Raw genomic sequence first — 24,721 nt, forward strand, 5'->3', positions numbered from 1 at the left:
ACAAGTAACACAATCTGTGCTATAGTCACTAATACAACGTTGTATTAGTTGAACCAACACAGAAAGGGGGTCGGCATGTTCCTCACCCTCAATCCAGAATCAGGTGTCCCGCTTTTTACGCAGCTTCACGACGCCATCGTTTCTGCCATCGCACATGGCGAACTACGAGACGGCGACAAGCTCGATCCAGTACGACGCGTCGCCGCAGACTTCGGCATTAATCCCGCCACCGTCAAGAAGGCTTATGACAAGCTCGTCGCCGAAGGCCTAGCCGAAACCGCTGGGCGCTCCGGCACGGTGGTTCGCCCTGGAGCCCGCACCGACGCACAAAACCAACAACTCGTTGAGGGCCTTCAGCGCGCAGCCTTGCTAGCCCGCGCACAGGGCTTCAACGATTCCGAAATCCGTTCCCACCTCGACGCAATTTTGAAGGATTTGCCATGATTTTCGCCCTCCTCATGGCGGCCATGACCCTCGCCGTCACTTGGACCATCGCCACCATCCCCGCCATCGCCACCATCCCCGCCATCGCTTCCCTGCCGCTTGGTGTGAGCGTGCCGCAGGACAAGCACCAAGACCCACAAGTTCAAGCCGCACTGCGTTCCTACCGCACCAAGGTCTGGATCTGCGGCATCCTCACTACTCTGCTCACCCTTGCCGCATGGAAGTGGCCTATCGTCGCCGCTTTCTCCTCGCTCATCGTGGTAGTCGGCGCCATGTTTAGCTACGTCACGGCACGTCGCCGCATCATCGATGCAAAGGCCGCTGGCAAGTGGTACGACGAGGTAGAAACAGCGATTTCCACACGCATCACTCGCACCAGCTTTACGGAATCGCAACTCGCAGGTCTCAAGACCACTGTGCGCTTTCCATGGATTAGCGTGCTCGGCTCCTTACTCGTCACCGCTGTCGGCGCAATCGTTGTTGCGATGCGCTGGGACAACATCCCAGAAACCATCCCAACGCACTGGGGTGCCGGCTTGCAGCCCGACGCCTGGAGCGACAAGTCCGTCCCGAGCGTCTTTATAGGAACTTTTGTATCCCTCGGATTAATCGCACTCTTTGCCGTAATTTTCTGGGCAATGGCCGCCTTCCCGTCGCACTCCCGCAACGACCGCTCCATCAAAGGTCAGCTGCGCAACGATGCAATCCTGGCAGCTTCTAACGAAGGCATCGGCCTGCTGTTGCTGGCTATGTGCGTCCCCCTCACTATTGACCAAATCGCCGGTCCGCTCCCCGAATTCAGTGACTGGCTGCCCGTAGGATTCTACGGCCTGCTCCTCTGCAGCATCCTCGGAGTCATCGCGCTCTTGGTCCTCATCGCTCTCCGGGCGAGCCAGCTTGACGACGCCCTGCGTGGTGTCAGCTTCCCTGACGAGGGCAAGGAATCGCCAGATAACGACGAGCACTACAAGTGGGGAATGTTCTACTACAACCCCGACGACCCAGCAGTCCTCGTGGACAAGCGCTTCGGCGTGGGCGTTACCTTCAACTTCGCCACTTGGCAGGCGAAGGCATTCATGGCCTTCATCCTGCTAGTGACAGTTGTCCTCTGCGCCCTACCGGCACTGGCCTAATTCGCGGGAACGATGGCCTAATCCGCGAGCGCGTCGACCAAGGTCTTCGCAAGCTTCTTGGAAGATTGCGGGTTCTGACCGGTGTAGAGATTGCCATCTACCACGACGTGCGAGGGAAATGGCAGCAGGCCCTTGTCGTAGTCCAAGCCTCGCGCCACCAGCTCATCCTCCATCGGGCCATGGCCGCCGGGATAGAACACGAGGTCATAATCTTCCTCGTTCTGGTCATGGAGGTCAGCCGGGTTCTCCAGGACATCGGAGAGCTCCGCAAGGCGAGACTTCAGCTTCTTGGCCGAAAGCGGATCGGTTCCGCCGGAGATGCTCAAAGAGATTTCATCAACTACTGGCTTGACCCCGCGCGGGGTCGCCACGGTGATGTCATATCCGGCCTCAGTAAAGATGTCATAAGGAGCGATGAACTCCTCTGCCCAGAAGCCGGTGGGGGTGCTCCGTGCCGTCTTTAAGAGTCCAGACACGGGCACCACTTAGAACCATAAGTACGTGAGTCATGCCGCCGCATCGTACCGATTGTGTGCGTGTGAGAGCTTGGCTGCTCTACTACGCGAGCAGCCGCTCAACGGCACCGCGTGCATCTGCCACAACGGCTGGCACGCCCACACCGCCGGACCAGGCGCCGGTGGCCTCGATGCCGGGGACGTCGGCAAGCGCGGCGTGCGCTGCAGCGACTGTGTCCAGGTGGGTCTCGTCGTAGCGCGGGATGCCGCCGAACCAGCGTTGGGTGAAGATCTCGGAAACGCCGGCGGCGCGGCCATCGAAGCCGGTGATGTGCTGAAGATCGTCCAAGGCGTAATCAACCAGATCGTCTTCCTCCGCGCGGACGAGGGCGTCGTCGCCGAAACGGCCGAAGGAAGCACGCACCAGCGCGCCGCCGCGTTCAGCCAGGTGCGGCCACTTGCGCGAAGACAGCGTAAACGCTTTAGCGTGTACGTCCTCTTGATCCGTGCCCACCAAAATGCCGGTGTTATCCGGCAGGCGGTTGCCGTTCGGATCGGTATCGGAATCGAACTTGAAGCCGACGACCACAGAACCGGCCAGTTTGACCTTCTTCAGCGCGGCAGAAGCCGCAGGAGAAAGAGCCGGCAGAAGACGCGCGGTAGTGGGCGCCGGGGTGGCAAAAAGCACGCGGTCATAAAGGCCGGCCTCGTTCGGTGCGCCCTTGACGCGGAAGCCCTCGGACTCACGGGTCACTCCGGAGATAAAGGAATCGAGGTGAATATCGGCGCCGGACTTTTCCGCGAGCGCCTCGTAAACCTCAGCGTAGCCGCCGCGGAAAGTCTGGAAAGGCGCCCCCTTGCCCGGGGTGCGTGGGCGTGCCTGCTCCATTGCGCGGACGGCGTCGGAAAGCTTGACCGGGCCATCAGCTGCGAGCTTATCCAAGCTAGCGGCCAGCGCCGGGATCGTGGCGCGCAGGCCCAAGTCATCCGCAGTGCAGGAATAGACGCCACCCAGAAGGGCGGAGACCACGTGGTCCACCACGTCGTCACCAAACTGCTGACGGACCAGCTTGCCCACCGAAACATCGCCACCGATTTTCCACTCGAAAGGCTCTTCGTTGTCGATACGGCGCGCGGTCTCCGCAGAGACCAGCGGAGCGATGGACTCAGACGAGGACGGGATGCCCATCATGCCGCCGGAAGGCAGGGACTGCAGCTTGGAATCGACGTAGACCAGCGGGGATAGACCCGAAGGAGAAACAAAGGAATCCGCCAAGCCCAGCTTGGTGAAAAATTCCACTACCTCTTCGTTGCGGGCTAAGAAAGCCTCAGCGCCCATGTCTGTTGGGCCGTCATTAAACGGAACCGTGTAAAGCTTGCCGCCGATGCGGCCCTCAGCCTCATACACGTCCACCTTGTGCCCAGAGTCATGGGAAGCAATCTCCCACGCTGCTGTAAGGCCTGCCAAGCCAGCACCAATAATCGCGATCTTCATTAGCCCTCCTCGTGAATGATAGAGACGGCGCGGGTAACAGCCTCCGCCTCTGTGGTTGGCAAAACTCCGTGGCCAAGATTCCAGATATGCGTATCGATGTCGCCGGCTGCTTGGGCTGCCGCGACCTCGCCCTTGATGGTGCGCACCGCGCTGCGAATGGCGTCGTCGCCAGCAAAAAGCAGCGCCGGATCCAGGTTGCCCTGCAACACGCTGGCGTTAACACGGCCTGCAGCGGCATCCATGGGCACGCGGTAATCCACGCCCATGACCTCACTGCCAGCCTCCGACATCGCGCCGAGCAGCTCGCCCGTTCCCACGCCGAAGTGGATGCGCGGGATGCGGCCTTCCGCGGCCTTCAAAATCTCCGTGGAATAAGGAAGCACGAACTCGCGGTAGTCGCGCTCATTGAGGTAGCCCGCCCAGGAATCAAAAAGCTGCATCGCATCGATGCCCGCTTCCATCTGCAGTTGCAGGAAGTTGATGATGGTCGGCGTCAGGCGCTCCATCAGTGCGTGCCAGGTCTGCGGCTCCGCATGCATAAGGGCCTTTGTCTTCTCGTGGTTCTTGGAAGGACCACCCTCCACCAGGTAGCTGGCCAAGGTAAATGGGGCGCCGACGAAACCGATAAGCGCCTGGGTCTCGGTCAGCTCATCCAAGATGATGGCGATGCCATCGCGAACCTGCGGAACATCAGTGTCCAGGATGGGCAGCTTGGCGACGTCCTCTTTGGTGCGCACTGGCTGTTCCATCACTGGCCCGCGGCCAGGCACGATGTCCACGCCGACGCCAGCGGCCTTGAGCGGCACGACGATATCGCTGAACAAAATCGCGGCATCAACGTCGTGGCGGCGCACCGGCTGCAGGGTGATCTCAGCGAGCAGCTCCGGCATGAAGCACGAGTCGAGCATGTCGATGCCCTCCCGAACCTTGCGGTATTCCGGCAGGGAACGCCCTGCTTGACGCATGAACCACACGGGCGGACGGGACGGCGTGCGGCCAGCGGCGGCATCGATGAGAGGGGCGTTTCTAGTTCGTGACATGGTCTTCATTATGAATCAAAAGTTGGATTTAAATCTAGTTAGCTCTGCCTTGGACAGGCCCGCGAGCTAGAAGCGCGGATTACGCTCGCGCATAAACTGGTTCGAATCCGGGCGATAGAGCAACAACAACGCCACGGCCAGCACAACCGGGATGGCCACTAGGCCGAGCCCGCCCACGCCCAAGGCCATGGCGGCAATGTTGACAAACAAGCTAAAGGCAATCGCGATGGTGATGATCCGACGCGACCACTTGGAGCCATGCGGCAGTTGCGGCGCGCACAGCGCCATCACGAGCGCACACACGATGTTAGAAATAGCCACGAAGTTGCGGTTGCGGGACAAATAATCAGCAACCTGCTTTGAGGCAGCGACTTCTTCCGCGCCAGAGTCACCGAACATGCCAATCATGCCGGAAACCAGCATGATGATCGCCGCAATCACGAGCACCCAGTAGGCAAAGCGCAGCGACTTCGGCGCGCCGCCGGCACCCGCGGTGTCTACTTCGGACTGCTTGCTTCCAGCCTGCTTGCGGCCAGCGCGGTTGTAGTCCACCGGACCTGGGCGCGATGGGTCGCCCTTAGGCTGGCCACTTCCCTGGCCAGGGAACATGCTTGTCATCGGCGCGGCTCCTGCTCATCCTTGCCAGCCTTCGCATCCTGCTTTTGCTGTTGCTGCTTTTCCATCAGCTCTTTGCGCTCCTGTTCGCGGCGCTCGCGTTCCTTCTCGCGGCGTTCCTGCGCCAGCTCTTGCTCCAGCTTGCGCATCTGCTCCAGCTCGCCGGTGTAATCCAGCGTCTCTTCCTTAAGCGAGAAGATAAGGCCCATTACTGCTCCGACACCAACCAGGATTTGGTTGATGCCATCGCCGGCAATCAGCCAGTCCGGCGCCTCATTGCCCGCGGGCGTGGCGAGGAAGACGAGGAGCGTGCGGAAGGCAAAGAAGAGGGAGAACGCGAACCACAGGCGGCGTCCGGTTGCCGCGGCTTTGCCGCCCTTATTGAGTAAGTGCAGCATCACTGCGAGAACGACGATGATAACCAGCGAGAGCACGGAGGAAAATGCCACCGAGCCATAGCCGATTACCTCAATCAAGGAATCAGAGACCTTCTGACCAGAGTCCTGCGCGGCTTCCTCCGCCGTCTGGCGTGCCTGGGCAAAAAGCACCGAGCGATTCAGCAACGTCATCACCAGGTTCAAAATCTGGTGAATGACCTCCAAAGCCAGCGTGCCCGCCCACAGCTTCAGCATGAGGTTTACGGCCTCCGTGCGCTCCTTCGGAGCCTGCGGCGGCTTGGCATTACCTGTCTGCGGCGCCCCACGGTGCTGCGGCGCATGCTGCGGGTTTTGAGTCTCCGTTCGCTCCTTCGGAGCCTGCTGCGGCTGTGGAGGCTGCTGATTCTGAGGGGGCTGAGGGGAAGCCGGAAGTGTCACAAAATTCCTTATGTACTGTATATTCGCGAAAAATTGGCCAGTGGCCGCGGAAAGAAAGAAGCGGCTACTTCAGCAAACGAGCGGCGTCGGTGGCGAAGTAAGTAAGGATCTGATCCGCACCGGCGCGCTTGAATGCGGTCAAGGACTCCAGCATAACGGCCTCTCCATCAATCCAGCCATTTTGCGCAGCGGCCTTAATCATCGCGTACTCACCAGAAACCTGGTAAACCGCAACCGGCACGCTAGAGCGCTCAGCCGCAGCGGCCAGCACATCGAGGTATGGCAGGCCCGGCTTGACCATGACGAAGTCAGCACCTTCCTCAATGTCCAAGTCGATCTCCAAAAGGGACTCGCGGAAGTTGCGCGGATCCTGCTGGTAGGTGCGGCGATCTCCTTCTAGGGAGGAGCCCACGGCATCGCGGAACGGGCCAAAGAAGGCAGACGCGTATTTTGCGGAATAAGCCATGATGGCGACGTCTTCATGGCCGGCTTCGTCAAGCGCCTCACGGATGGCGGCAATCTGGCCATCCATCATGCCGGAAGGGCTAACCATGTGAACACCCGCGCGAGCCTGCGAGCGAGCCATGTCTTGGTACAGGCTGACGGTCTTATCGTTAAGTACGCGTCCGGATTCATCGAGCATGCCGCAGTGGCCGTGCGAAGTGAACTCATCCAGGCAAGTATCTGCCATAACGATAAGGTCATCGCCGAACTCCTGGCGCAGCTCCGCAATACCGCGGTTCAAGATGCCCTCCGGATCCCAGGCAACGGAGCCGGTGGCATCCTTGTCTTCCTCCCGCGGAACGCCAAAGAGGTCAACGCACTTAACGCCCGCATCGAGTGCTTCATGGGCAGCGCGCTTGAGGGAATCGAGCGTGTGCTGATAGACGCCCGGCATGGAAGTAATTTCCTGCGGCTTATCGATGCCGTCCATGATGAACATCGGCAGGATCAGATCCGCAGGTTGCACGGAAGTCTCCGCGACCAATTCGCGGAAAGCAGCAGACTGGCGCAGGCGGCGGGGACGGCGAACAAGGCTCATGAATATTTCTCCCTAGAGGTCTTTTTCTTTGCCTCGCCAGTCTACTCATACTTTAGTTGCAGACTAACCTTGCCCCGCTGCCAGACGGATGCGGCAGACTTAAGCAGACTTGGTCGCCTTCTTACGCGAGCGGCGCTTCTTCCGCGGTGCCGGCAGGTTGCCCGCAGCGCGCAGGGCGGCAACGTGTTCAGCCAGGGCGTCGATAAGCGCTGGCACCTCAGCAACCTCCGGGACCACGTCGACGCGCAGGCCCAGCTCTTCGGCGGCGGCCTTCGTGGAAGGGCCGATGCAGGCGATGATGGTGCGCGCGTGCGGCTTGCCGGCGATGCCGACTAGGTTGCGCACGGTAGAGCCCGAGGTAAAGGCCACGGCGTCGAAGCCGCCGGACTTGATCATGTCGCGGATCTCCGCCGAAGGAGGGGCGGCGCGCACGGTGCGATAAGCCACGACGTCATCAACGTCCCAGCCCAGCTCTTCCAGGCCGGTAACCAGGGCATCGCCCGCAATGTCCGCCCGCGGCAAAAGCACACGGCCCACAGCGTCGATGTCTTCGACATAGTTCGGGAAGACCTCGACCAAGCCCTCAGCGTTTTGCTTGCGCTTATTCGGCAGCAGCTCCGGGACCATGCCCTTGGCGCGGATGGCATCGGCGGTCTTGGTGCCAACGGCGGCCAAGTGAACGCCGGCGAAGTCGCGGGCATCCAGGCCCAGCTCCGCAATCTTGTTCCACACTGCAGAAACCGCATTCACGGAGGTAAACACGATCCATTTGTAGCGGCCTTCCACGATGCCCTTGATAGCGCGATCCATCTGCGCCGGGTTGCGAGGCGGCTCCACCGAGATAGTCGGCACAGACTGCGGGATGGCGCCATAGCCGGCCAAGCGCGCGGACATGGCAGCTGCCTGCTCCTTGGTGCGTGGCACCAGCACCCGCCAGCCATAGAGCGGACGATTCTCCCACCAGGAGTACTTGGAACGATCGTCAAAGCTGCGCCCCAAGGTCACCACGAGGTCGCCGGGCAACTCGGCGTCGAGCTTGCCCAAAGTTCCCAAGGTGGTCTCATGCGTGCGCTGCAGACGGGTGGTGCCGTGAACAGTCACGTAAGCCTCAATGTCCGCAGACATGCCGCGCTCGATGAGCTCCCGGGAGATCACCGAAAGGTCGGCGGCGGTTGCCTGCAGTACCAGCGGCTGGGTAGCGCTTGCCAGCGCATCCCAATCAGCGCCTTCAGTAATATCCGCCTCGGTATAAGTAGCGCCCAAAGCCAGACCAGCGAAGGAAGGAACGGTAGAAGGCAGGGACATGCCGGGTACTACCTGGAACTCCAGGCCTTCGGCGGCCACGGCCGAGATTTCTTCCTTGATGGACTCGCGATTGAGCGGATTACCGCTGACTAGGCGGATGACGTCAAGTCCATCGGCTTCTACCAAGCCTTCGCGCAGTTGCGCCACGATGTCTTCAGATTGCGGCGCATAAAATACCGCTGCCGTTGGCGGAGCAGGACGCGGCGGCTTGCGGCGCGCGCCAGCCTCCTTGGCCTCCGCACAGATGCGCGCGTACTCTTCTTCCGCGGCGTCGAGAAGCTCCTGCGGTACGGGAACTGCGCGCGCGACGACGTCGCGGATTCCGGAGGAAACCTCTTCATCGACGATTGCGATTGCGTTCGCCTCGAGAACCTCGCGGGCGCGGACGGTCAACAGGTCAGGATTGCCTGGGCCGGCGCCTACAAAAACGACTTTTCCCAGTTCAGACTGAGTGTCCGGCACAGCGTTGCTCATAAGGTTCTTTTCTACGTTTGGGCCTCAGGCACCACGCACGGACATGATCGTGCGCGGCGAAAACCCTGCGACCAGCGGGCGGTGTTCTTCACAGCGTATTAACGGCCAAAATCCCAGGCCAGAAGTCCTGGGATCAAATTAAGGGGGGCCGAATCATTGGAGGCCAATGATTGTGTGCTAGATACACCTTAAATTATCAAGGCCTAAACAAAAAATTAGTTACCCAGCAGCTCGGCTGCGCCACGGGAGAAAAGCTCCTCAGATACAGCGCTGCCCAGTGCCGCAGCATCGTTCAGGGAACCGGAAGCGGTGGCCAGAAGTTGGCGAGAGCCGTCAAGCGCGAATACGCCGCCACGAACGGTGAGCTTATCGCCGTCCACCTCGGAGGTAGCTGCTACCGGAGCGGTGCAGCCGGCCTCTAAGCGGGAGAGCACGGTGCGCTCGCCCAGTGCGGCCGCAGTTGCTTCCTCATCAATGAGGGTTTCGATGGCACAGGCAGCCGCAGAATCCTTGACAGCCTCGATGGCCAGCGCGCCCTGCGCCGGGGCCGGCATGAAGTCTGCAGGCGAGAAAACCTCGGTGGCACGGTCCTGATAATCGGCGCGCACCAACCCGGCATAGGCCAGCACCACGGCATCAAGCTCGCCGGAGGTTACCTTGCCCATGCGGGTATCGATGTTGCCGCGCAACGGCTGGATGTCCAGGTCCGGGCGCACCGCCTTGAGCTGGCTGATGCGCCGCGGCGCCGAGGTACCCACGCGCGCGCCCTCCGGCAGCTGCGCCAAGGTAAGTCCATCGCGCGCCACGAGCGCCTCGCGCACGTCTTGCCGTTCCGGGACGACGAGGAGGAAGCGTTCGTCCGCTGCCGTGGGCAGATCCTTGAAGGAGTGCACCGCGATATCGCATTCGCCGGCATACAGCGCCTCGCGCAGCGCCTGGGTAAATACGCCCACACCGATGCGCTCGACCGGCGCCATGTTGACGTCACCGTGAGTGGTGACGATGTGGAGCTCAGACGCAAAGCCCTTGGCCGCCAGCCAATCGCGCACGTGGCCGGACTGCGTCGTAGCGAGCTTGGAACCGCGGGTACCGATCTTGAACATATTTTTAAAAGTTTCCTCTAATTAGTGCTTTGTTCTTGGCTCTTTTTGACTTCGCTCAAGGCTGGCAGATCCTCGACGTCTACGGAGACGCCGCTGCCTTCTAACTGCCGACCGAACAGCTCCTGCAGCGCCCTTTCATGTCTGACCGATCCGGAGTTAGCAGCCAACTGCTTAGCTCGCACCGTCGGCTCGTGCAGTAGCTTGTCCACCACGCGTTTGAGGGCACGGGAGACATCATCCATCTGCTTTTCATCCAGTTCCGGGTGCTTTTGGTTCAGGCGGGCGACTTCGCATTCGACGAGGTCGGCAGCGCGGCGTCGCAAAGCGGATACTGCGGGAACGACGTCGCGCACGCGCTGTGCGGAAGCATAGGATTCAAGCTCCTCGTTGACGATGCGGCGAGCCTGCGCGTGCGGGCTCGTTCCTGCAGCGATGTCGGTGTCAGCGGCGTTGAGCGAGCGGCTCAGGCGCTCGATGTTAACCAGATCAACGTTATCGATGTCCGCCGCGGCATCATCGATGTCACGCGGCAGGGAAAGGTCGACGAGCATCAGGGCCTTGCCTTGTGCGCCGTGCTTGGCGACGTCGCTTTCAGTAATGGTGAAGTTCTGCGCGCCGGTGGCAGAAATCGCCATGTCTACCTGTCCTAAAGCCTGGGCACGCTCGCCAAAGTCAATGACCTCAGCGCGCACGCCCGCCTCATGCGCATGGGAGGCAAGGCGCTCGGCGCGCTCGCGGGTGCGGTTAGCGATGACCAGCTGGGCGCCTAATCGTCCCGCGTGGGTGGCGGCCAAAGAAGCCATGGCGCCCGCGCCCAGGATAAGCACGCGCTGGCCCTGCAGGTTCTCCTGCCCCATGCGCTGTAGCGCCTGGTCAAAGGCAAAGGAAACCATCGAGGAACCGGCCTCGTCGATGTTGGTCTCAGTGTGCACGCGCTTACCGGTGTGCAGTGCGGACTGCGCCAAAGCGTGCAGTCGTGCGCCGACCGTGCCCTGGTCCGAGGCCGATTGATAAGCCGCACGCACCTGGCCGATGATTTGTTGCTCGCCCATGACCATGGAATCAAGACCGGAGGTCACCGTCATCAGGTGCTCGGCCGCGGCATCGTCGTAGCGCACGTACAGGTAGCGGCGCGGGTCCTCCTCCGGAACCCCGGAAACCTCAGCCAGCACGTGCACCACGTCCTGGACACCGGTGTGGAAGGAATTGGTGACCGTGTAGACCTCCATTCGGTTACACGTGGAGATGATCATGGCCTCGGAAAGAGATTGTGCAGAAACCAGCTCCCCGCAAGCGGTGTTTTGCACCGCGTCATCCATGCTTAGTTTCTCCAGCAGCGCTACTGGTGCCGACTGGTGGGACATGCCCACGACGAGCACACTCATGCACAATCCTCCACTTTCAGATCAACCCTTTGATTGACATAAATCAACCAAAAGCCTAATAGTTTATCCGGCTTTTGCCGAACTAAGGCTGTGCTAATTAGGGGCTAATTAGGGCTAGCCGCAAGCTCGGCTGCGAGCTCTTCGTTGTCTACTTCCCAGCAGGAGAACTCTTCTCCGTCAATGACTACAACGGGCACACGGTCGCCGTATTCCATTGCCAATTCTTGGTCTTCATCAACGTTGCGGATATAAAAATCCGCTCCGGCGGCTTCTACTACTGGGGCAATTTGCTCCCGTACCCTAGCGCAAGAACCGCAGGTAGTACGAACCATCAACTCTACGACACGGCGCGACATATCCCTATTTGCTCCTGACTTTGGCGCTTTATAAAAAGACGCCATTGGTCGAAAGGTTTACTATGGACACGATAGTCCGCCTCCCCGTCGAAAGCTGCATGCGTACCCGTGTCCTCTGCGTCCCCCACCCCACCCGGAATGCCCGATTCTCCCCGCGACTTCCTCGCGAATTGGACCGCCAGCCGGGGAAATCTACGCAATTTTCTTGAGAACCAAGCATTAGCGCCGCTTGACGACGACGCACAAAAGACCGCTGGTGAGGCTGCTGCACGCGCTGCGGTGGATAGCATTTTCGGCCTCGACCTAGAGTCCTATCACTCGGGCGTGGATTCCGTGCAGGGTTCTTTTGAGTCCGCCGGCGCGAAGAAGATCACCCAGCCGGATCCGGATGTCCCACAAGACGCCGGGGCCGCGGCCTTCTTCGACGTGGACAACACGCTGATTCAGGGCTCTTCCCTGGTTGCTTTCGCCTTTGGGCTCTACCGCAAGCGCTACTTCAAGCTCCGGGAAATCCTGCCCATTGCGTGGAAGCAGTTGAAGTACCGCGTCTCGGGCAGTGAAAATGCCGACGATGTCGCCGCTGGCCGCGTGCAGGCCTTGGACTTTGTCAAAGGCCGCTCGGTAGAAGACATGGTGGCACTGTGCGAGGAAATCGTCGATGCTTCCCTGGCCCGCCGTACATATCCGGGAACCAATCAGCTGGCGCAGCTGCACGTGGCCGCGGGCCAGCAGGTCTGGCTAGTAACCGCGACCCCGGTACAGCTGGCCCAGGTGCTGGCAAAGCGTTTTGGCTTCACTGGTGCGCTCGGCACCGTGCCTGAGGTAAAAGACGGCAAGTTCACCGGCCGCCTGCTGGGTGATATCCTGCACGGCCCTGGCAAGACCCATGCCGTCGCGGCACTGGCCACCATTGAAGGCCTCGACCTAGAGCGCTGCACCGCCTACTCGGACTCCGTCAACGACGTACCAATGTTGTCGATGGTTGGCACCGCCGTAGCGATTAACCCCGACTCCAAGCTACGCGACGTCGCCGAAGACAACGGCTGGCTCATCCGCGACTACCGGTCTGTGCGCAAAGCCGTGCGCGCCTACGGCCTTCCTGCCCTGGCCACCGCAGCCTTCTCTTATGGCGGCTGGCGCTGGATAAGAAAGTAGCGCCTTTGCGACAAAAAGGCCCCGGCTCCCTTTCGGGAAACCGAGGCCTAAATGTTTACTTGCCAAGCTTACGACGCTGAACGCGGGTGCGGCGCAGCATCTTGCGGTGCTTCTTCTTGGACATGCGCTTACGGCGCTTCTTGATGACAGAACCCATAGTAGGTTTCCTCACTTTCGAGATCAGTACGTACTAAACCTGCCAGCCACAGCCTGGAAATGGCCGCTAAGGTGCACTTCTCAGCAACCCCACGCTTTGCGAACAAGGCGTGGAAGACGCAGGACCGCTGGCACGAATGGTGACTATCTTACCCAGTCGGGGCCTACGTACCAAAAAAGACAGTGCCCACCACCGCAGACCAAGCTGGTCAGCAGAGGTGGGCACTGTCGAAGGCGCGAGTATTTTAAGCTCCGTAAACGGAAGCCTCGAGGTACTCGTTAACCGCAGACTCGTGAACGCGGAAAGAGCGTCCAACGCGAACTGCCGGCATTTCGCCTGCGTGAACCAAACGGTAGACAGTCATCTTGGAGACTCGCATGATTTCTGCGACCTCGGCGATGGTCAAAAAGGTTCCCTTATCTTCATTAGCCATAGTTTATCTAACCCTTCAGCCCGTGACGCGCTGTAGGCTTCCCCTCCCACAGGACATTCACGCACGTGCTCGTACCAGCCTATCGTGAAACCTGTGACTAATGCGACCCAAGAGCCAAATTTTTTCCCAGGTGTCCCCCAGCTCTCGCCAAACTCCCCGCGCAACTGGTGTCACACGAGGATCGGCCGCTCTGATTTTTGGTCCACATTGGGGACACCCGTGCTGCTAGGAAGCCTTTAGCCAAGCTCCTTGGCACGCTGTGCGCATGCTTCTGCCGCGCGGTAGAACGCGCCACGCAAGCCGGACTCCTCCAACTCGCGCACTGCTGCCGCAGTCGTGCCGCCTGGGGAGGTAACGCCAGCACGCAACGCGAGCGGCTCACGGCCGGACTCGACGAGCATGGCACCGGCACCAGAAGCCGTCTGGGTGGCCAGCTTGGTAGCAACGTCACGGGTAAGACCCAGCTGCACGCCGGCGTCGACAAGCGCCTCAACAACAAGGAAGAAATAAGCCGGCGCGGAACCCGCCAACGCTGCGGCTGCATCGATGTCCTTTTCAGCAACGACTGCTACTTCACCGACGGCACCCAGAAGCTCCACAACGCCGTCGAATTGCTCATCACTGACGTGGGTACCCGCGGTAGCCGTGCTCATGCCCTTGCCCACCAACATCGGCGTATTCGGCATAACGCGCACAACCGGCACTCCATCACCGGCAGCGGCCTCCAGCTTTTCTAACTGGATACCAGCAGCCAGGGACACTGCGACAGCGCTTGCAGGAATCTCCGCTTCTGCGAAGACCTCTTCAATGGCATAAGGCTTCACGCAGCCAAAGACGAAGTCTGCATCCTTCACAGCCGCATTGTTATCGCTCAAGGTCTTGACGCCGTAGGTCTTTTCCATGTGCGCGCGACGATCCTCGCTGCGGTTAGTCACGACGATGTCCGCACCGTCATAGCCAGCGTTCACGAGGCCCGAAACGAGGGCCTCACCGATTTGTCCTCCACCAAGTACTGCAATTTTTGTCATGCCAACCACAGTGCCAGAAAGCTTGCGGCCAGGCCACCTTGTTACCCGCTCCTTTGCACCTTGGGTTTAGTCTCCTCGCTGACGATATACAAAAGCGCACCGCTTGCTTTAAGAGCTAAGCGGTGCGCTTTATAAGGTGCGATGAATTTTCGCCTACATGACGATGAGCAGCGGGCCGAAGGTCAGTACGAGACCAACGAAGGCAGCCAGCGCCATCGAGGCGCCATCACGATTGGTACGCAGCACGTGCACCAGAGCAACCATGAGAGCGGTTACAGCAACGGCCAGGATGGCAACGATGGAGCGGGAGAAGCTATCCCAGAGAATCTCGAAGCCCTTGAAGACGATTGCGCCGAGCACGATTCCTACGAGAGCAAGCAGCAAAACAGAGAACGGATTGAGCTTCTCATCATCTTCCTCGTAATCCGCATCAGACTCAGTCTCGAGCAAGTCCTTCTCCTGCGCCTTTACCGGAACGCTGTCGCCCATTGCCGCGCCAGCGCCCGCTGCAGTGGTACCAGCAGCCGCGGTGGTTGCCGCAGCAGCCTTAGGAGCCTTGCTGTCGTCCTTGGAATCAGCCTGCGCAGGCTTAGCATCTTCAGCGTCCTGCTTTGCCTCAGGCTTGTCCGTTACGCGCTTGATAACGCGGGTGTCATCGGTAGAAGGCTGGGAAGCCTTGTCCGCGGCCTGCTTTTCATCCTGCTCCTGCTTTGGGGCAGGGATGACTGGAGCGGTTTCGTCGATGGAGACATTCGAGTGCTTCGACTCGGCCGGAGTTGCCTTTACTTTTTCCAGGTTGCCGGTGAGCTCGGCAACCGAGATGCCACCGTCTTCCAAACTACGGCGGCGGCGACGGCGTGAACCGCCCTCAGAATCAGCACCAGCGCGCTCCTTCGAGTTACGGGCGAGGAGCTCCGCTACTGTCAACTGTTTTTCGTCAGCCACGTTTATTTCCTATTCCAGTCCCTTATCGGTTCGTCGCAGAATTACGCCTTCGCGGAGTGCCCAAGGGCAGATCTCCAGCTTCTCGATACCCAAGGCACGCATGCTTGCCTCAGCCACCAATGCGCCAGCGACGATTTGATGCGATCGGTTAGAACTTACCCCTTCGAGGTCTGCTCTGTCTGCTGCGGTCATGCGGGAGATGAATGAGATGAGCTGACGAAGGCCCGGTGCGGTCAGCGTACGCTTTACATAAGGGCCCGCAGAAGACGGTGCGGCACCGGTAAGTCGCGCCAGCGTACGGAAGGTTTTTGAGGTACCCACAGCAAGCCCCGCGGTACCCATTGCACGCATCTGATCGGTCACTGGTACCAATTCCGCATCAATGTAGTCGCGGAGCATATTGACCTTGGCCTTCTCAGGCGGATCGGTGTCGAACCAATTGTGGGTCAAGCGGCCCGCGCCCAGGTCCAGAGAAAATGCCAAGTCGGGATGCTCATCAGTACCGGTGGAAAGCTCCAACGAGCCACCGCCGATGTCCAAGTTGGTGATGCGACCTGCAGACCAGCCGTACCAGCGGCGCACGGCCAGGAACGTCAGACGTGCTTCTTCCTCGCCAGAGAGGATCTCCAGACGTACACCCGTCTGCTTTTCCACCTGATCAAGCACGTACTCAGAGTTCGGGGCAGAACGCACTGCCGAGGTAGCAAAAGCAATGAACTCATGACAGCCCAACTTTTGCCCCAGCTCGTTTGCTTCAGCAACCGCCGAAATCAGCTTCTTCAAGCCTTTTTCGTGGATGTTGCCGTCCTTATCCAACTGCTCCACAAGACGCAGCGGAGTCTTCCAATCGCTCATCGGAGTCGGGCGTCCACCCGTAGCGGCGTCAACCGCAACGAGGTGAACAGTGTTGCTTCCGACGTCTAATACACCTAATCGCACACTCCTAGAGTAGTAGGTCTACCGTGGTTAGGTGTGAATCGCCCGAAATCTAGCTCAAAAAATAACCCAGATTCTCACACGGTTTATCTCGGTTTTCCCAGCTCTTCCCCCGCTGCCTCCTCGATCCTTGCAGGCCGCGAGGAGGCACCCGATTTCCCACGGGAATGGTTCGAATTCACCAATCCGGCGGACCCCCACCATGTCTTTTCAATCGATCTCACGTGGGTCGAATCGCACTACACGTGTCAGTTCGGCACCGCGGCTTGCCACGGCATCGATGCCAGCCAACCCGACGTCGGATGTTGCGTCCATGGCGCGTACATGGCTGATGAAACGGATCGGGAGCAGCTTTACGACGCCGTCGAGCGCATGCCAGACAAGTACTGGCAGCTACGCCCAGCTGGGGTAGATAAATACCTTTCCGCCGAAGACCCCACCGAGCTAGAACCCTGGCTCGTATGGGACGAGCTCGACGGGGACGACGGGGAACCAGAGCCAGCACTTAAAACGCCTATCGTCGATGGCGCCTGCATCTTTGCCAACCGCGCGGGTTGGGCCACCGGCGCGGGCTGCGCACTGCATCAGTGGGCAATGGCAGAAGGCGAAGAGCTGACCGTGGTCAAGCCGGAAGTGTGCTGGCAGCTGCCGCTGCGCCGCCATGAGGAATATGAAGAGCGCCCAGACGGCCAGGAAATTCTGCGCACCACCATCGGCGAATACGATCGCCGCGGTTGGGGCGACGGCGGAGAAGACTTCGATTGGTATTGCTCCGCTGATGCGGCCTGCCATACCTCGCCGGACCCCATGTGGCTCTCTCAGAAAACCGAGCTCATTGCCCTTATGGGCGAGGAATGCTACGAAATCCTGGCTGCTCACTGCTCCGCACGAGCCGAAGCAGCCAAGGCTGGCGTTAACCTCACGCGGCACCCGGCCAGCGTGAAGGCCAACGCTTACTAAGGCGCCTATTAAAGATCGAACTTGTAGCCCAGACCGCGCACCGTCACCAGGTGCTGCGGGCGGGAAGGCTCCGCCTCGATCTTCGAGCGCAGGCGCTTGACGTGCACGTCTAGGGTCTTGGTATCGCCCACATAGTCAGCGCCCCAAATACGATCAATCAGCTGGCCGCGGGTAAGAACGCGTCCTGCATTACGCAGCAGGTACTCCAGCAGGTCGAATTCCTTCAGCGGCATCGAGACTGCCTCGCCGTCGACAGTGACGGTGTGACGCTCAACGTCCATGCGTACGCGACCGCCCTCAAGAATCTGCTCGTCGAACTCCTCCTGCGGAGCCTCAGAAGCAGAGTCTTGGCCGCGGCGCAGAACCGCGCGAATACGCGCAATCAGCTCACGGGAAGAATAAGGCTTGGTCACATAATCGTCCGCACCCAGCTCGAGGCCGACGACCTTATCAATCTCCGAGTCACGCGCCGTGACCATGATGACTGGAACCGAGGACGTCGAACGCAGCTGCTTGCACACATCGGTGCCGGACATTCCCGGCAGCATGAGATCCAGAAGAACGATGTCGACGGAGTTCTTCGCAAACTCCTCGAGGGCGGTCGGACCATCCGGTACGAGGATGACGTCAAAGCCCTCCTTGCGCAGAAGGAACGCTAGTGGATCGGCCAGCGACTCTTCATCTTCAACGATGAGGATGTTGGTCATTGTGCTTTGTCCTTTCGACGTGCGGCTACGCGAGCGACGGCACGAGGAAGCCCAGGCGCAGCTGAGCTGACGGCACCATCTACTTCATTATCCTGATTCTCTACGTTATCCGCTGCAGTTTCGTCTTTGTAAATAGGTAGCTCGATCGTGAAGGTCGAGCCCGTGCCCGGCCGCGACCACAGCTTGATGTTGCCACCGTGGTTGGCCACAACGTGCTTAACGATAGCCAGTCCCAGACCCGTGCCACCGGTCTGGCGCGAGCGAGCTTTATCCACGCGGAAGAAGCGCTCGAAGACTCGCTTTTGGTCCTCCGGGGCGATACCGATTCCGCGGTCAGTCACGCGCACGAGCACGATATCGGTACCGACGATCTTGAGGGTCACCGACACCGGCATCTCATCCGGCGAGTAATGGATTGCATTGGAGATGAGGTTGGAAATAGCGGTGATAAGCAGCGCCTTATCGCCCTTGACCTGCACTCCCACCGGCTTGCCGCGGGTAAGTTCATTCTGATGTGAATCGGCTGCCAGCTGATTGCGGGAGATTGCTTCATCCACCAATTCATCAAGATTTAGCGGCTCCATCTCCGGCAGCGCCTCCGCACCTTGAAGCTTGGAAAGCGCGATCAGCTCGTTGACCATATCCGCCATGCGGTTGGCTTCTTTTTGTAGTTTGCCACCGAAGTATTCCACGGTTTCAACGTCAGCCGGGTCATTGAGCAGAGCCTCCGCCAGCAATGCGATGCCGCCGACAGGGGTCTTAAGCTCGTGGGAGACATTCGCCACAAAGTCGCGGCGAGCGGCTTCCATGCGCACAGACTCCGATTCGTCGGTGCCGTAGACGATGACGAAGCGGTCGTCGTTAAGCGTCAGCGGCTTAACCACCGCCAGCACCTGAGTCACTCGGTTACCGGTACGGCGCTTCGGAATGGAAAGGTCAAGCGAGCGCGTTTCCTTGTCCGCGAAGACCTCCTCCGCGACCTTCCAGATATCCGGATTAACAGTGCGATCATGGACCAAAGACATCTCATGGGCTGAAGGATTAGAAAGGATGACCTCCTTCGAGCGCGAGAGAACCGTGATGCCTGTCGGCGCGCCTTGGATAGCCAAGTGCAAAACCTGGCTCACGGTAGTGACTCTGTTGGAATCAGCATCATTAGATTTGCGGAAACGCTCGATGCGCCCGCGCACCCAAGAGATCACCGGTAGAGCGAAGGCGCAAACCACCACGCCGGCTAGAAAAGCTAAAAATAATTCCACGTATCTATTACCAGTTAAAACAAAACAACCCCCAGGGAGTATAGACCCCCGGGGAATTGTACGCAGTACTTCTTTAGCCCTTACTTGCCGCCCTGCGCCGCAACAGCTGCGGCGCCGGCAGCAGCAGCTTCCAGATCCAGGTAGGTGCCGCCTGGGTTCTGGACGCTGCCGTCTTCCGCGATCTCGTAGACCAGCGGAATACCCGTAGGAATATTCAGGCCAGCGATGTCCTCGTCAGAGATGTTGTCCAGGTGCTTGACCAGCGCACGCAGGGAGTTGCCGTGTGCGGCGATGAGAACGACCTCGCCCTTCTTGGCGCGTGGGAGGATCTCCTCCTCAAAGTATGGAACGAGGCGCTCGACGACGTCCTTCAGGCATTCGGTGCGCGGGACCTGCTCCAGGTCCCCGTAGCGCGGGTCGTTGCTCTGGGAGTACTCGGAGGAGTCTTCCAGCTCTGGCGGCGGGGTGCCGTAGGAACGGCGCCATGCCATGAACTGCTCTTCGCCGTACTTGTCTTTAGTCTCTGCCTTGTTCAGGCCCTGCAGAGCGCCGTAGTGGCGCTCGTTGAGACGCCAATCGCGCACGACCGGGATCCAGTGGCGGTCTGCCGCGTTAAGCGCAATGTTTGCGGTGCGGATAGCACGGCGCAGCAGTGAGGTGTAGAGAACCTCCGGCAGCAGGCCCTTTTCCTTCAGCAGCTCGCCGCCGCGCTTTGCTTCTGCCTCGCCCTTTGCGGTGAGGTCCACGTCGACCCAACCGGTGAACTGGTTGGATTCGTTCCACTGGGATTGTCCGTGTCGAAGAAGAATAAGCTTTCCTTGAGTCATGCCTTCAAGCATGCCAGTTTTTAATGGCCCGCGCTGCAACTTTTAGCCCTCAGAGGTAACCGAAAATTTCCTACAATGGGCTTTTATTGCTCAAGAAATCTAAATCACAATTAAATGGAAAACACTCGCCGAAAGCAGAAGCTGCCATGCACGTCATTCAGATAGCCCCACCCCACTTGGAAAACAACGATTCCCCTTCCCTGACGCTGCGTGTATGCCACGAGGCGGACAGCGCATTGCTTAAATACCTCGCAGGCAACGATGATTTCTGCGAGTCCATGGACAGCTTGCTCAATAGTTTGCGTCCAAGTTCCCAGCGCCTTTCCTTCCTGCTCGCCGCCTGCGAGCAGGAAGGCCAGCTGCGCGCCCAGGAGGATGAGACCGACCTCGGTGCGCGCGGGTTCCTGCGAGTAAACATGCCGCTGACGGGTGAGACCACGCTGGCCTATTTGGCCCCCATCTTCGTCGATGACTACAGCGAAGAAGTTCTCGATGCGCTCTTGGATGCGGCCGCGGAGCTCATGGCACAGCACGGCCGCACCACCATTACATTGGATGTTGACTTTGCTATAGGCGGGCTTGACGACGACCCCCGCGCCGCCGCTTTCACAGGCCACGGCTTTGTACTCGGCATCGTGGAGCAGGCTTGCCAGCTTGAACTCGCCAAAGCCGAGCCAGCGCAGCTGCCTGCAGGCCTGCGCGCCGAGTACTTCGAGGGCCACCTCCTGCCCGAGCACCTCTCGGACCACACCGACTCTTTCCTTGAGATCCTCTCAATTGCTGACCTCGACGTCCCCACCGCCGAAGGCCCCATCGAGCGCGAGTGGACCGAAGAAATGCTGCAGGAAGCCGCAAAGCACCATGCTCGCTCCAAGACGGTCACGGCCAATGCGGTTCTCATCGATGAAGAAGGCATCGCCGCCCTCTCCGTGCTGCTCCTCGATCCCTCACACCCCGAAGTAGCCAAGCAAGAGCTGACCATCACCCACCGCCGCGCCCGTGGCCGTGGCTGGGGCATGCTGGTCAAGCAGGCGCTCTGGGGCGAAGCCGCTGCCCGCTACCCACGCTTAAAGCGTGTCACCACCTACAACGCGCTGAGCAACGAGCGCATGCTCGCCATCAACGCGAAGCTGGGCATTGAGCCGAAGTTCTGGTGGACTTCCTGGACGAAGTCACTCGCGAGTTAAGAATCCGAGCTCCCGACCATGGGAGCCTTCTTCTGCCAGCAGAAACAAAGGGATGCGAGCGCTACCACAATCACGGGTATCGCTACTGTCATTCGGCCGATATTCGTGACCGTCTCCGGCCAAGCGCTAAAGGCTACAGTCCACAATGGAGTATTCGCTAGGACATCTCCGCCCAACGTAAGCGAAATGATCGCAAACACGATGCTCAGAGCAAGCGTGAACGTGCTCCCGAATCGGGCATTTAATAGCAAGCTTGCCAAAGCGATAATGGTGCCCACTGCGATGCTGAGCACGAGGCGGCGAAGCTCATCGCCAAGCGCACCGCCAGCAATGAGCCCAGCAAGCAAGCTGCATGCTGACATTACAGCGACCACGCTGATTAACCAGTAGATCAAGGTGCTTCGGCACCCTCGATATTCGAGCAACATCAACGGCCAACTATCGCGCAGTGCAGCCCATCCCAGCACGGGTGCAAGCCCCGATCCGATGGGCAAAATGCCGAACACGAACAGGCCATGGACATAAGAGGCCGGGTACAGCAAAGCGGTAAATACCAGCAGCGTTGCGCTAAGGACCATGCAGGCCACTAGCGCTGGTGCCGTAGCCGCAAAGCAAAGCGCTAAAAATGGCCGTGGCCGTTGTGCACAATCCCTTGTAACCACAGCGGGCTTCCACCCCACCCCAGGTTCGTTTGCTGTCGCTTTCGAGCGTCGGACTAGCCGTGGGTGCCAGCTATCTGGTGCCCAGAGCGCTGCTGCAATTCCCACCAGAGCAAGAAGAACGCACAAAGCTAATGCGTTCCATGGTTTCTCAGCTGCCAAAGACGCACCCGGCTCAAGTGGAACGGAGTTTCGGTGAATGCCCATAATCGGCAATACAGCTCGCACCGGCCATGCTGGCGGGCACATCCACCAATTGTCGGCTTCCACGACGGGATTTAGAGCAAAGAATAGTTGCCAGATAACAAACACTACGAGTGTCACTACCAAGTTGGTCAGGCGTGCTACTGCTGCTGCCAATCCAGCAATACCAATCGAGCCGACAAAGCACAGCACACCGACAGCGAGAATGCGTGAGCTATTCTCGCGCGAATAGACGGCCAACCAACTTCCGCCGAAATTAATTACATGAAATACAGCGATGCTGAGGAGGACAACGAGGAGGCGGGCCAACCTTTCGGCATTCAAGAATCGCGTCCTTTGCACCTTCGGAAGCCCCGCCAAACGCATATGCGTCCCGCCAAACCGAGCACGCTTCTCCCGTGCCTCCGCAGCTGCAGCAAACATTGCAACAAGTGGAGCCGCCATCCCGGTGACATACATTGATTGCCACATGAGTACGCCCGTCGCATCGGTGGCAGGAGATGCAAGGCGAGAAAGGTTATATGTCAGAAGGACCAAAGGCACGGCTATCAAAGGCAACCACACCAACGAAGTACCGCGAGCGCGCAACAGCTCGGTATGAAGCTGACGCCTAAACATTGCGTCCCCCTGCGGTGAGGCGGAAGAACTCTTCTTCCAAGTTTCCTTCCGGAGCCAAATCACGCAGAGGCCCCGAATAAACGATTTCACCTTGTGCAAGCACAGAAATGTCATCTGCGAGATGAAGTACTTCCCCAAGTTGGTGAGAACTAACTAGAACCGTGCCGCCTCGCGCAGCCCAGTCACGCAGCAGCTCACGCAGCTCACTAATTCCTTGCGGGTCAAGGCCATTTTGCGGCTCATCAAGTACGAGCACTTCGGGGTCGCCGAGAATCGCTTGTCCTAGGGCCAACCTAGCTTTCATTCCGGTGGAAAAACTCTTGGCTTTCTTGCCACCGACGTCCACCAGCCCAACCACAGCAAGAGCCCGATCGGCCTCCTCCGCGGGCAGACCAAGCAATCTTGTGTGCACAAGGAGGTTATTCCGTGCGCTGAGGTGGCCGTAGAAAGCTGGCCCATTCAAGGACGCACCGACCGTGGGCAGCTTACCGATTGTTCCCGAATCTGCAGATGAAAGTCCCAACAAAATCGACATCAGGGTGGACTTTCCCGCGCCGTTTCGCCCAAGCAAAGCATGTACTCGTCCAGGAGTTACTGAAAGCGAGACGTCGTTGAGGACTCGCTGGTTCCCGAACGACTTGGTGACACGTGACAAGCTAAGTGATGAGGACATGAAAGAAGTATGTCGCCGTAGCTTCTTTCCTGTATCCCCCAGCAGAACCAACCTTGGCCGGAAGTTCTCCTACTGCAGTAGGACTTTTTGGCCTAGCAACACCAAAGCCACGCGGTCCCTAGCTTGCAGCTTCGACATGAGCGAGGAAACGTGCGTCTTTACGGTGGTCTCAGCGAGGACGAGTTCTTGGGCAATTTCCCGGTTAGTCGCGCCACTAGTGATCAGCCGCAGCACTTCCAACTCGCGTCGAGTCACCAATGCAAGCCCTTGCCTTTGCGCTGCTGATAGTTCGGCTCGTCCAGCAATCGCTGCGCGATAGCCCTCCAAAACCGTTCCGGTCACTCCGCTTGCTAGGACGGCTTCTCCTGCATGAACCGCACGAACAGCGCCTAAAAGCACCTCCGGGTCTGAATCTTTGAGAAGAAAACCATGGACTCCCGCGAGCAACGCAGAACGAACCAGCTCCTCTTCATTAAACGTCGTTAGCATGATCACCCTAAGTGACGGGTTCCTTGCCAAGAGGGCACTTGCAGCAGCTATTCCATCCATCCCTGGCATCCGAATATCAAGAATCGCAATATCGAGCGAATGTGCAGCTGCAGCCTCGACGGCTGCTTGCCCATCACCGACCGCGGCAACGACCTTAATGTCCCCTGCGGCATTAAGAATGGTTTCCAACGCACTGCGCAGCAGCGGCTGGTCATCAGCAAGAAGTACTCGAATCATTATGTTGTCCTCTGCGGAAATTGTGCTTCCACTAGGAAGTGCCGAGCGTCTCCGGAGGTACGCACCCAGCCACCCAATGCTGTAGCCCTTTCGGCGATTCCCACCAAACCTACACCGGCTCCTGATGTCTCTCCTTGTGGTCTACCCCATGACTCAACACTCAGCGCAGCAGAATCAGAAAGTTTCAGGCGAACTGTCGCCCCTGTCCCTTGGTGGCGAAGCACATTAGTCAGTGCCTCCGTGATAATCCGGACCAAAGCCAATTGGGTTAGCGCAGGAAGAGTCACCGGGGTATTCGGTAAATCTGCGCTAATATCAAGGCCTGCAGCGCGAAAACCTTCCACGACCTTGGGAATATCGGATAGTTGGCGAGATGGCTCGCGCGTTGTCGGCGCCCGTAGCGAGGACACAATTGAACGCACCTCCGCGAGCGCTCCGTCCGCTTCAGTTCGGATAGTTCGCAATGCTTCCTCCGATGTCCCCGAAGCAACAAGACCAGCATTTGCTTGAACTTTGATGAGGGTCAACGAATGAGCTAGTACGTCATGTAGTTCACGCGCGATAAGAAGCCGCTCTTCTTCCTGA

Annotated in this window: 26 protein-coding genes and 1 pseudogene; 5 read left to right on the forward strand and 22 right to left on the reverse strand. The window is 59.3% G+C overall.

What is annotated here, in order from left to right:
• Positions 1–75: 75 nt before the first annotated feature.
• On the forward strand, positions 76–444 hold the full coding sequence (locus tag HMPREF2935_RS04220; protein WP_061920376.1) for a GntR family transcriptional regulator: 369 nt from the start codon (positions 76–78) through the stop codon (positions 442–444).
• Positions 441–1,577, forward strand: a complete 1,137-nt coding sequence (locus HMPREF2935_RS04225) for a DUF5808 domain-containing protein (protein ID WP_070732072.1) — start codon at positions 441–443, stop codon at positions 1,575–1,577. The genes HMPREF2935_RS04220 and HMPREF2935_RS04225 overlap by 4 nt, the downstream gene beginning before the upstream one ends.
• Before the next feature lie 17 nt (positions 1,578–1,594).
• Here the strand turns inward: HMPREF2935_RS04225 and HMPREF2935_RS04230 are convergent.
• The 10 genes and pseudogenes from HMPREF2935_RS04230 to HMPREF2935_RS04275 all read right to left on the reverse strand — a co-directional run bounded on the left by HMPREF2935_RS04230 (position 1,595) and on the right by HMPREF2935_RS04275 (position 11,662).
• Positions 1,595–2,087, reverse strand: a pseudogene (locus HMPREF2935_RS04230) (type 1 glutamine amidotransferase domain-containing protein).
• A 48-nt stretch (positions 2,088–2,135) separates the two neighbouring features.
• Positions 2,136–3,527 carry a protoporphyrinogen oxidase gene (locus HMPREF2935_RS04235; RefSeq protein ID WP_061920370.1) on the reverse strand — a complete coding sequence of 464 codons (1,392 nt, stop codon included), beginning with the start codon at positions 3,525–3,527 and terminating at the stop codon, positions 2,136–2,138.
• Entirely contained in the window at positions 3,527–4,567 is a 1,041-nt protein-coding gene (gene hemE / locus HMPREF2935_RS04240) for a uroporphyrinogen decarboxylase (protein ID WP_070432522.1), read from the reverse strand. Before hemE ends, HMPREF2935_RS04235 begins: the two co-directional genes overlap by 1 nt.
• A gap of 66 nt (positions 4,568–4,633) precedes the next feature.
• Complete coding sequence (locus HMPREF2935_RS04245) at positions 4,634–5,185, reverse strand: hypothetical protein (RefSeq protein ID WP_061920366.1); 552 nt, start codon at positions 5,183–5,185, stop codon at positions 4,634–4,636.
• Positions 5,182–5,997, reverse strand: coding sequence for an MFS transporter (locus tag HMPREF2935_RS04250; RefSeq protein ID WP_235590992.1), 816 nt, complete (start codon positions 5,995–5,997; stop codon positions 5,182–5,184). The genes HMPREF2935_RS04245 and HMPREF2935_RS04250 overlap by 4 nt, the downstream gene beginning before the upstream one ends.
• Positions 5,998–6,061: 64 nt before the next feature.
• On the reverse strand, positions 6,062–7,039 hold the full coding sequence (gene hemB, locus HMPREF2935_RS04255) for a porphobilinogen synthase (protein ID WP_061920364.1): 978 nt from the start codon (positions 7,037–7,039) through the stop codon (positions 6,062–6,064).
• Between the two features lie 99 nt (positions 7,040–7,138).
• A complete protein-coding gene (locus tag HMPREF2935_RS04260; protein ID WP_061920362.1) occupies positions 7,139–8,818 on the reverse strand; it encodes a bifunctional uroporphyrinogen-III C-methyltransferase/uroporphyrinogen-III synthase in 1,680 nt (559 codons plus the stop codon).
• Positions 8,819–9,033: 215 nt separating this feature from the next.
• The gene (gene hemC, locus HMPREF2935_RS04265) at positions 9,034–9,921 is read right to left on the reverse strand and encodes a hydroxymethylbilane synthase (RefSeq protein ID WP_061920360.1); all 888 of its coding nucleotides are present in this window, start codon (positions 9,919–9,921) and stop codon (positions 9,034–9,036) included.
• 17 nt (positions 9,922–9,938) lie between these two features.
• The gene (locus HMPREF2935_RS04270; protein WP_070732079.1) at positions 9,939–11,306 is read right to left on the reverse strand and encodes a glutamyl-tRNA reductase; all 1,368 of its coding nucleotides are present in this window, start codon (positions 11,304–11,306) and stop codon (positions 9,939–9,941) included.
• A gap of 104 nt (positions 11,307–11,410) precedes the next feature.
• Positions 11,411–11,662: a glutaredoxin family protein gene (locus tag HMPREF2935_RS04275; RefSeq protein WP_061920356.1), complete on the reverse strand. Its 252-nt coding sequence runs from the start codon at positions 11,660–11,662 to the stop codon at positions 11,411–11,413.
• Between the two features lie 138 nt (positions 11,663–11,800).
• Here HMPREF2935_RS04275 and HMPREF2935_RS04280 point away from each other — a divergent pair, with 138 nt between their 5' ends.
• Positions 11,801–12,817: an HAD-IB family hydrolase gene (locus tag HMPREF2935_RS04280; protein ID WP_070732158.1), complete on the forward strand. Its 1,017-nt coding sequence runs from the start codon at positions 11,801–11,803 to the stop codon at positions 12,815–12,817.
• 55 nt (positions 12,818–12,872) lie between these two features.
• Here HMPREF2935_RS04280 and HMPREF2935_RS12630 read toward each other — a convergent pair whose 3' ends face one another.
• From HMPREF2935_RS12630 to HMPREF2935_RS04300, 5 genes are all read right to left on the reverse strand, one after another.
• A complete protein-coding gene (locus HMPREF2935_RS12630) occupies positions 12,873–12,974 on the reverse strand; it encodes a 30S ribosomal protein bS22 (protein ID WP_003855542.1) in 102 nt (33 codons plus the stop codon).
• Between the two features lie 244 nt (positions 12,975–13,218).
• Positions 13,219–13,407, reverse strand: coding sequence for a helix-turn-helix domain-containing protein (locus HMPREF2935_RS04285; protein WP_005527601.1), 189 nt, complete (start codon positions 13,405–13,407; stop codon positions 13,219–13,221).
• Between the two features lie 236 nt (positions 13,408–13,643).
• Positions 13,644–14,435 (reverse strand): pyrroline-5-carboxylate reductase, encoded by a 792-nt coding sequence (gene proC / locus HMPREF2935_RS04290; protein WP_070732159.1) that lies wholly within the window; start codon positions 14,433–14,435, stop codon positions 13,644–13,646.
• Between the two features lie 153 nt (positions 14,436–14,588).
• Complete coding sequence (locus HMPREF2935_RS04295; protein ID WP_070732080.1) at positions 14,589–15,380, reverse strand: Yip1 family protein; 792 nt, start codon at positions 15,378–15,380, stop codon at positions 14,589–14,591.
• Between the two features lie 9 nt (positions 15,381–15,389).
• Entirely contained in the window at positions 15,390–16,319 is a 930-nt protein-coding gene (locus HMPREF2935_RS04300; protein WP_082778541.1) for a Ppx/GppA family phosphatase, read from the reverse strand.
• A 33-nt stretch (positions 16,320–16,352) separates the two neighbouring features.
• Here HMPREF2935_RS04300 and HMPREF2935_RS04305 point away from each other — a divergent pair, with 33 nt between their 5' ends.
• Positions 16,353–17,276 carry a DUF3109 family protein gene (locus HMPREF2935_RS04305; protein WP_061920348.1) on the forward strand — a complete coding sequence of 308 codons (924 nt, stop codon included), beginning with the start codon at positions 16,353–16,355 and terminating at the stop codon, positions 17,274–17,276.
• Positions 17,277–17,284: 8 nt separating this feature from the next.
• Here the strand turns inward: HMPREF2935_RS04305 and HMPREF2935_RS04310 are convergent, their stop codons facing one another.
• The 3 genes from HMPREF2935_RS04310 to HMPREF2935_RS04320 all read right to left on the reverse strand — a co-directional run bounded on the left by HMPREF2935_RS04310 (position 17,285) and on the right by HMPREF2935_RS04320 (position 20,069).
• Positions 17,285–17,983 carry a response regulator transcription factor gene (locus HMPREF2935_RS04310; protein ID WP_070732081.1) on the reverse strand — a complete coding sequence of 233 codons (699 nt, stop codon included), beginning with the start codon at positions 17,981–17,983 and terminating at the stop codon, positions 17,285–17,287.
• Positions 17,980–19,242, reverse strand: coding sequence for a sensor histidine kinase (locus tag HMPREF2935_RS04315; protein WP_062036034.1), 1,263 nt, complete (start codon positions 19,240–19,242; stop codon positions 17,980–17,982). Before HMPREF2935_RS04315 ends, HMPREF2935_RS04310 begins: the two co-directional genes overlap by 4 nt.
• 80 nt (positions 19,243–19,322) lie before the next feature.
• Positions 19,323–20,069 carry a phosphoglyceromutase gene (locus HMPREF2935_RS04320; RefSeq protein ID WP_070732160.1) on the reverse strand — a complete coding sequence of 249 codons (747 nt, stop codon included), beginning with the start codon at positions 20,067–20,069 and terminating at the stop codon, positions 19,323–19,325.
• A 146-nt stretch (positions 20,070–20,215) separates the two neighbouring features.
• Here HMPREF2935_RS04320 and HMPREF2935_RS04325 point away from each other — a divergent pair, with 146 nt between their 5' ends.
• Positions 20,216–21,256 carry a hypothetical protein gene (locus tag HMPREF2935_RS04325; protein ID WP_062042422.1) on the forward strand — a complete coding sequence of 347 codons (1,041 nt, stop codon included), beginning with the start codon at positions 20,216–20,218 and terminating at the stop codon, positions 21,254–21,256.
• Here the strand turns inward: HMPREF2935_RS04325 and HMPREF2935_RS04330 are convergent.
• From HMPREF2935_RS04330 to HMPREF2935_RS13515, 4 genes are all read right to left on the reverse strand, one after another.
• Positions 21,253–22,443, reverse strand: coding sequence for an ABC-2 family transporter permease (locus tag HMPREF2935_RS04330; RefSeq protein ID WP_141741015.1), 1,191 nt, complete (start codon positions 22,441–22,443; stop codon positions 21,253–21,255). The two genes, HMPREF2935_RS04325 and HMPREF2935_RS04330, sit on opposite strands and share 4 nt — an antisense overlap.
• A gap of 286 nt (positions 22,444–22,729) precedes the next feature.
• The gene (locus HMPREF2935_RS04335) at positions 22,730–23,410 is read right to left on the reverse strand and encodes an ATP-binding cassette domain-containing protein (RefSeq protein WP_061920338.1); all 681 of its coding nucleotides are present in this window, start codon (positions 23,408–23,410) and stop codon (positions 22,730–22,732) included.
• Positions 23,411–23,479: 69 nt separating this feature from the next.
• Positions 23,480–24,136: a response regulator gene (locus HMPREF2935_RS04340; protein ID WP_061920336.1), complete on the reverse strand. Its 657-nt coding sequence runs from the start codon at positions 24,134–24,136 to the stop codon at positions 23,480–23,482.
• The coding region (locus HMPREF2935_RS13515; protein WP_246817777.1) for a sensor histidine kinase at positions 24,136–24,721 on the reverse strand (586 nt) is incomplete at its 5' end. The genes HMPREF2935_RS13515 and HMPREF2935_RS04340, both read right to left, overlap by 1 nt.

The sequence above is a fragment of the Corynebacterium sp. HMSC076D02 genome (genome assembly GCF_001813815.1).
GTDB classification, from domain to species: Bacteria; Actinomycetota; Actinomycetes; order Mycobacteriales; family Mycobacteriaceae; genus Corynebacterium; species Corynebacterium simulans.